The organism is Streptosporangium carneum, from assembly GCF_027922005.1.
In the GTDB taxonomy this organism is placed as follows: Bacteria; Actinomycetota; Actinomycetes; order Streptosporangiales; family Streptosporangiaceae; genus Streptosporangium; species Streptosporangium carneum.
Map to the genome: position 1 here is coordinate 1 of NZ_BSEV01000082.1, position 955 is coordinate 955.

The following is a 955-nucleotide window of genomic DNA, read 5'->3' on the forward strand; positions in this document are numbered from 1 at the left end:
GTCACCTCCAGGCGGCTGAAGCAATCCGCAGGGGTTTCATCCATGGTCGATCGCCGCAGCTGAAGCCTCGCTTTCGAAAGGAGCGCAGGGCTGAGCTGGAAAACCCCCAACAAGAGAAGGGCCTGCCCGCCCGTGGGGCACCAGCTTCGGCAGGCCCCCCGTTGCCCACCCATGATCGTTGCCCAGAGCTCCCGCCCCAGCCCCCCGAGCGATTCCCGGGCACGACCTTCCTGGACACGACCTTCCTGGACACGACCTTCCTGGGCACGACCTTCCTGGGCACGACCTTCCTGGGCACGCTCCCCTGCCAGCCCGGGGGAAACGCCTCCGCCCACGAAGGCCCCCATCCAACGCCCGAACAGAACCTCCTTGAACAGGCCCGACCGTTCCGCTTTGAACGGGCCCGATCGTTCCGTCTTGAGCTGGATCGACCCTTCCACTCTGAACAGGACCAGTCGTCCTGTCTTGGGCGGGACCGATCGTCCTGTCTTGAATGGGCCCCACTGTTCCGTCTTGAACGGGCCCACCGTTCCGTCTTGAACGGGACCGTTCCGCCCTGGAATCGGGCAGAGGCGTCCCGCCCGAGGAGCAGGGCGGGCGGCTCTGGACAGGGATCGGGGGCGGGCGTCGGTCGCCTCAGCGAAGCTGACGCCCCACGGGTGGGAGGGAAGCGTCTTGTGGGGAGGGAGAGGGCTGACGAGGGTGGGGGTTTGGTTCGGGCGGCATGAACGTGGCCTGGAATCGCTCGGGGGCTGGGGCGGGAGCTCTGGGTAACGATCATGGGGTGGGTGACAGGTGGCCCAGCGAAGCCGACGCCTCACGGGTGGGTAGGCCCTTCCCCAGGGGGTGGGTTTTTACCTCAGCCCTGCGCTCCTTTCGAAAGCGAGGCTTCAGCTGCGGCGATCGACCATGAAGCCGAACCCTGAGCGGATTGCTTCAGCCGCCTGGAGGTGAA

General features: G+C 66.6%; 1 protein-coding gene. It reads right to left on the minus strand.

Going from position 1 to position 955, the window contains the following annotated elements:
* A partial coding sequence (locus tag PKF00_RS43905; protein ID WP_271223731.1) for a hypothetical protein occupies positions 1-440 on the minus strand: 440 nt, incomplete at its 3' end.
* Positions 441-955: the final 515 nt, after the last annotated feature.